This is a genomic window from Leptolyngbya sp. FACHB-321 (assembly GCF_014695975.1).
Taxonomy (GTDB): domain Bacteria; phylum Cyanobacteriota; class Cyanobacteriia; order Leptolyngbyales; family Leptolyngbyaceae; genus Stenomitos.
This window is the reverse complement of the sequence record NZ_JACJPI010000005.1, coordinates 1-5,692: the sequence shown is the minus strand read 5'-3', so window position 1 is coordinate 5,692 and position 5,692 is coordinate 1. Positions and strand designations below refer to the sequence as shown.

6 protein-coding genes and 1 pseudogene are annotated in these 5,692 nt (G+C 50.9%); all 7 read right to left on the bottom strand.

Annotated elements, in window-relative coordinates; genetic code table 11:
- The coding region (locus H6F76_RS00080) for an ATP-binding cassette domain-containing protein (protein ID WP_190504844.1) at positions 1-575 on the bottom strand (575 nt) is incomplete at its 3' end.
- Between the two features lie 17 nt (positions 576-592).
- Positions 593-1,762 (bottom strand): ABC transporter permease DevC, encoded by a 1,170-nt coding sequence (devC, locus tag H6F76_RS00075; RefSeq protein ID WP_190504842.1) that lies wholly within the window; start codon positions 1,760-1,762, stop codon positions 593-595.
- Between the two features lie 383 nt (positions 1,763-2,145).
- Positions 2,146-2,472, bottom strand: a complete 327-nt coding sequence (locus H6F76_RS00070; RefSeq protein WP_190504840.1) for a DUF2834 domain-containing protein — start codon at positions 2,470-2,472, stop codon at positions 2,146-2,148.
- Between the two features lie 273 nt (positions 2,473-2,745).
- Complete coding sequence (locus H6F76_RS00065) at positions 2,746-2,970, bottom strand: hypothetical protein (RefSeq protein ID WP_190504838.1); 225 nt, start codon at positions 2,968-2,970, stop codon at positions 2,746-2,748.
- A gap of 9 nt (positions 2,971-2,979) precedes the next feature.
- The gene (locus tag H6F76_RS00060; RefSeq protein WP_190504836.1) at positions 2,980-4,155 is read right to left on the bottom strand and encodes an HlyD family efflux transporter periplasmic adaptor subunit; all 1,176 of its coding nucleotides are present in this window, start codon (positions 4,153-4,155) and stop codon (positions 2,980-2,982) included.
- An 11-nt stretch (positions 4,156-4,166) separates the two neighbouring features.
- Positions 4,167-5,375, bottom strand: a complete 1,209-nt coding sequence (locus H6F76_RS00055) for an MFS transporter (RefSeq protein ID WP_190504834.1) — start codon at positions 5,373-5,375, stop codon at positions 4,167-4,169.
- Positions 5,376-5,533: 158 nt separating this feature from the next.
- Positions 5,534-5,692 (bottom strand): annotated as a pseudogene (locus H6F76_RS31260) (TetR/AcrR family transcriptional regulator); the annotation flags it as partial.

Sequence of the window (5,692 nt, the reverse complement as noted above, 5' to 3'; positions counted from 1 at the left end):
TTTTTATCCAGCGCGGCAGTAGGTTCATCAGCCAGGACAAGCTTGGGACGGCTGACTAGGGCACGGGCAATTGCCACTCGCTGCTTTTGTCCACCCGATAAGCTATCTGGGTAATAATCCACTCGCTGTCCTAAACCAACGATTTCTAAAAGCTCGGTTGAGAGCGCGTCCATCTCTTGATCAAGATATTGATCGTGTAATTCCAAGGCCATCCGCACGTTTTGTTTAGCCGTGAGAAAGGTCACCAGATTGTGTGCCTGAAAGATGTAGCCGATGTTGCAACGCAGTTGGGTGAGTTGCTGTTTGGTCGCGTCATTGAGTTCTTGTCCCAAAATTTTGAGACTGCCCTCTTGAGCTGATCGTAGTCCACCCATCAAAGTCAGCAGCGTCGTTTTGCCAGAACCAGAGGGACCAGTCATGATAATGATTTCGCCTGCATGAATGTCCAGATTGATGTCATATAATGCCTGCTTCCGCAGGTCTCCTTCACCAAAATAATGGTTTAGGTGTTGAGCCGAAATGACAGGTTGTTCCAATAATTGCTTAGAAGTAGTGACAGAGGGTTGTAATCGCATTGATAGCACTCCATTGCTTAAAACACATCGGCAGGATCAGCAGCTTGCAGTTTCCGCAGGGCAACGGCACCCGATACGGTACACATGACGATCGTCAAGGCAAGTACCATCGCGGCGCGGCTCACGGTCATGCTGATCGGTAACAGCGTGGCGGAGCGGGCGACAAAGTACAGTCCAGTGGACAGCACCAAGCCTGGTAGAAAGCCCAATACCGCTAGAATGAGCGCCTCCTGCACCAACACACTCACCAGGTAATGATCCGAGTAGCCCATCGCTTTCAAGGTGGCGTATTCGGACAAGTGATCGGAGACATCGGAGTAAAGGATTTGATACACAATCACTAGACCAACGACGAAGCCAATAATGGTGCCAAAGCCAAAAATGAAGCCGATCGGACTGCCGTTTGACCAGTAATTCTTCTCGCGTGTGGTTAACTCATCAAGCGTTAACACCAGCACATCTTTAGATAAGCGCGATCGCAAGGCTGCTTGCACTTGTTGAATGTCTGTCTTCGCTCTGAGCTTGAGTAACCCGATGTCAATTTCGTGAGCTTTACGCTCGGGAAAGAGCCGGAGAAAGGTGGAATCACTGGTAATCAGGTTGCCATCAGCCGCGAAGGAGGCGCCGAGGGTAAAGGTGCCGACGACCTGAGTTGATCGATGATTGATCTGTACAGGTAGCGATGGCATTTGTTGAAGCTGTTGCGGTACGTTGCCAAAAAAGTTCTCTCGCCCTGCCTTGTCATATAGCACCCGATTCAGCAGTTTGAGTTTGGGCAACTGTTGATTCACTTCTGGTAATGAGAACGCCACTTGATTCGGATTGCTGCCAAAGGTGAGAATGGTGTAGCTCAACCGCGTTTGGGAGTTGCGCCATTGCCCGCGCCCAATGTACAGCGAGTTGATTGATTCCACGCCATGCACTCCTGCCGCTTGGTACAACCGCTCTCTAGAGAAACTTTCCACCACTTGCAGGTTTTCAAACCCGGAGCTAATGATAAACAAATCAGCTTGTAGCGGTGCATAGGGACTTGCCGCTGAGTCGTAGAGTGCATCTTTAAGACCCATCTGTACAAACATCAAGACGTCTGCGAAAGCGATGCCAGCGAGGGCAACCGCCAGTCGAGTTTTCTCGCGTTTAACTTGCAACCAAGCCAGGGGAGTTTTGCGAAAAAAGTTGCGAAGCATTGGTCATTCCTTAGCGATGTCGTAATGTGATGTCTGCAGTCGCAGCCGCTACGCAGCGCGTGAAGCACACCATGCTGCTGATCGAATCCAGCAAGCTTCTAGCTGTCTCATTTCCTCTTCCAACTGGATGAGACGCTGCTGAGACTCAAACCGAAAGACGTCTACGGATGCCACTGACAAGTAGCAGTCTAGAAACTGAATGGTGTGCGATTGTCAGCATTGAGCCAGGCTAAGCACCACTGGAGGTTCTGAATTAAACAGTGGTTGGTTGCGCTAGTGCCAAAACGGCAGAATGTGTTTGAACCAAACAAGACTCGTACTTGTTGCTGCAAATTGGAAACTTCCTGATCATCACTTGCAAAGGAACGAGTGCAAGCTAGCTTCTAATCCAGTTGTGCTGCTGCTTCTAGTTGACGCTGTCGCATGAGTAGAAATAGTGGCAGACCAACCGCTACACCTAACAGCGCACCGACAAAATAGACCCATAAATATCTCATCTTGAGTCGTGTACCTTCCGCAGCAACAAACATGAGAACAACTAACACAGAGACAATCACATCAATACCAAAGAAACTGGAGATCTGGTTGGCGAAGAGTTGTTCAACAAACAGCTTGACATCGAGACCATGCTCAATCAGAAACGGGATAAATTGGGCGTATTGCAGCCCTGTACCCAGAAGGAACAACGTCAAATAAATCGTTTGCAGCATGATGATTGCTCCTGAGAATGAGATGCGTGAACTGTAGTTGGTTTGGGCAAACGTTTCATTGTCCAAAACGGCGGTAGGTTGACTGAGTCTTCCTTGAATCGCATCACTTCAAAGCCATGTTTTTGATCAAACTGGACTGCTCAAAAGCCCGCTCTAAAGTGTCTATAGCGCCATTCAACTGAGATTGTGTCAACCGAATCACTTCTACTGGCATAGGTGTTCCCTTGATTAGCATCCAGTCTCTTCAGAGCAGCCTCTTAAAGTTGCGATCGCTCAATAGAACCAATACGGCAAGTCATCGACTATTTCTTGAGCCAGTTCAAACCAAGACACAAAGCCAATTTTTGTGAGTGCGGTCATGAGGCGAGCTTGCTCTTTCGTGTGTTCGGCTCCACACGTCCAAGTCAATTTGAGTGTAGCTATCACCAACACTAACCAGGGCGTAACTTTGCGTCGAGCCAGCCGAAACCAAAGATGGAATCTCCTATGCCACTTCATCACATCACCTTACAGTTGCATTGCCGCTTGTACTTGTAAATTCGTCAACCCAGCCACCCGCTTGCTATCGGCGGGGTTGAGTCGAATTCTAACTTTCACCACGCGCTGATCCAGGTTTTCGCCCGGTTGATTGCTGTTCACTTCCTGCTTACTCACCTGCAAGCCAACTTCCCGTACGGTTCCCCGCAGTTCTCCAGCAAAGGATTCGCCTGTGACGCTCGCCACCTGACCTCGCCACACGTTGCTGATGTCGCTCTGATACACTTCTGCAACGACTTCCATCTGATCTGTCTGTCCCAGTGCCACAATGCCGTTGTCGCCCACAACCTCACCAGGCTTGGCATAGATTTCCAAAATCTGTCCGGTGCTTGGCGCGCGAATGGATGCATGCTTTAGCTCTACTGCGGCTCGTTTGGCAGCGGCGATCGCCTGGTTCACTTCTGCCTGCGCCGTTAGGACATCCGTTGGGCGCACCTCTGCTACTTGGCGGAGAGTGGCTTGGGCGGCGCGGAGCTGCGCTTGCAGCGAATCGGCTCGCAAAGTTTGGTTTGACTGCGTTTCCGTTAGTTGTGCCTGAGCCGTTTCTAATGTCAATCGTTTCTGGTCAAACTGTGAGGCAGCAATGGCTCCTTGCTGCTGGAGAAACTGATAGCGATCGTATTCAGCCCGGGCGTTTCTTACTTCTGATCGCCGCCGGGTAATTTCAGCTTGTTTAGTGGCAATTTCACCCTGCAATTCTGATTGAAAGCGCACAACTTGCGCTTGTTGGGCGGCAATTTCACCCGCTTTGGCTCCGGCTCGTACCTGTGCCAGTTTAGCTTGAGCCACGCTGACCTGCTCCTGCGCTTCTAGAAGTATCTTTTGTAAGCGCTCGCGCGCATCCATCACTGCCATCACTTGACCGGCTTTCACCCGATCGCCCCGCTTCACCAGCAGTTGAGCAATGCGGTCGTTATGCAAGGCGGCAGGCACAGAGACGTTGACCACCTCTTGTGCTGGCTCCAACCGTCCTAATGCGGTGATGGTTTGAGCGCTTGTGATTTGAGTCGGTTCCGGTGTGCTGGCTTGGTGGAATTGCTTCATATTGTAGTAAGCGATGCTCCCTGTCACTAGCACTCCGCCTACCATCAGACCCAGCCTCCAGCGATGATTCGGTTGGCCCAGCTGTTGCCTATTCACGATCATTTACTCCTGTTCTAAGCCTTTGTTGTAAGGGTGTGATGAAACGAGGTGATCACTGCTGTCAGTAACATGGTGGCTCCCGCAACAACAAACATCAGCGTCAAATTGATATCCATGAGAAAGCCTGAAATGGCTTGAGAGAAGGGGTCAAGTGCCACTGAGGTAAAGGTCAACAAGCCCATCATTCGCCCTTGCATGGCAGATCCCGTTTGCTCTTGCAGCCAGGCGATGGCAATCACCCCCACAAAGCCACCACCTAAGCCCATCAGTACAATGAGGCTATAGGCCATCCATTGCTGTTGTACAAAGCCCAGTCCGGCGGTGCCCATGCCTAGCCCGTATGCCAGCAGCACCAGAGACAGTCCAGGATTTTTCACTGACTTGATCTGACTGCTCGCCAGCACGCCCACGAATGCTCCTACCCCAAACGCGGCTTGCAGGTAGCCGTAGGTCGTAGCACTGCCGCCAAACCGGAGTTCGACCAGTTTCGCCACACCAACGACTAACGGACCTAAGGTCGCTAGATTTAGCATCGCGACGAGCACAAGGCTAAGCCGAATGGCTGCATGATTCCAGGCATAATGTACGCCTTCGACGATTTCACTCCATAGCTGTTGAACAGAGAGCACGGTCGCTGCTTGCTTCTGTTCCGGTTGCTGAATCAAGGAGAGAAAGAAGCCACCCAAGGCAAAGAGAATCGTGTTGAGCGTGAAGGCGATCGGTAAACCCAGTGTCCCAATGGCAATGCCTGCTGCTGCTGGACCAATCACGTTAGTAATCTGCTCACCACCCTGCATCAGTGCATTGGCTTTGATCAATAGTGACTTATCCATCAGTTGCGGTAACACCGATAACGTTGCTGGGTACAGAAAAGCATCGGCAATGCCAAACACTCCGGCAATGATGATGAGATAGCTAAGCTGAAAGATCTTGCACCATAGGAGAGTTGCAACGCTGCCCACCAAAATCGTGTTAATGGCAGCAGCAACTGTTGCAATGCGACCGGGCGGCAGGCGATCGCTAATAGCTCCGCCTACCAGGGTCAGCAGAGCGCGAGGGACGGCAGCAGCCAAGAGAACTGTTCCGATCGCGACTCCCGATCCAGTTTTTTGTAACACCATCCAGGTTAAGGCGACGAGCCAGAACTGGACGCCACAGAGAATGATCGCTTGTCCGAGCCAGAGCAGGCGAAAATTTGCATCGTGTAATAGCGATCGTCCCATGAGATTTCTCCTGTCACTGATCCAGTGGTTAAGTCATCGTTTGGCAGGTAGTAAAGCCTGTGACAAGGACAAGGAGAGGCAAAAATGTAGGTCAAACTTGCTAGATGACCCTGCAAAGCATCAGCCTTAAACAAACAGGCTAGAACAAAGCGTTCGCGTTAGCTGGACACTCGCGTCATCGCTAACAACATCTCCACAACTTGAGCGCGACGAGGTTCATCGGGTGCGCCCAGTTGGAACACTTCCGAAAACCACAAGCCATCGATCGCCAACTGAATAATGGTTGCTTGGGTTGGGTCAAGTCCATCAGTTTCGAG

What these genes read in the sequence shown, in the direction of transcription:
- devC (WP_190504842.1), bottom strand. Translation starts at nt 1,762, where the DNA reads ATGCTTCGCAACTTTTTTCGCAAAACTCCCCTGGCTTGGTTGCAAGTT.
- H6F76_RS00070 (WP_190504840.1), bottom strand. Translation starts at nt 2,472, where the DNA reads ATGCTGCAAACGATTTATTTGACGTTGTTCCTTCTGGGTACAGGGCTG.
- H6F76_RS00065 (WP_190504838.1), bottom strand. Translation starts at nt 2,970, where the DNA reads ATGAAGTGGCATAGGAGATTCCATCTTTGGTTTCGGCTGGCTCGACGC.
- H6F76_RS00060 (WP_190504836.1), bottom strand. Translation starts at nt 4,155, where the DNA reads ATGATCGTGAATAGGCAACAGCTGGGCCAACCGAATCATCGCTGGAGG.
- H6F76_RS00055 (WP_190504834.1), bottom strand. Translation starts at nt 5,375, where the DNA reads ATGGGACGATCGCTATTACACGATGCAAATTTTCGCCTGCTCTGGCTC.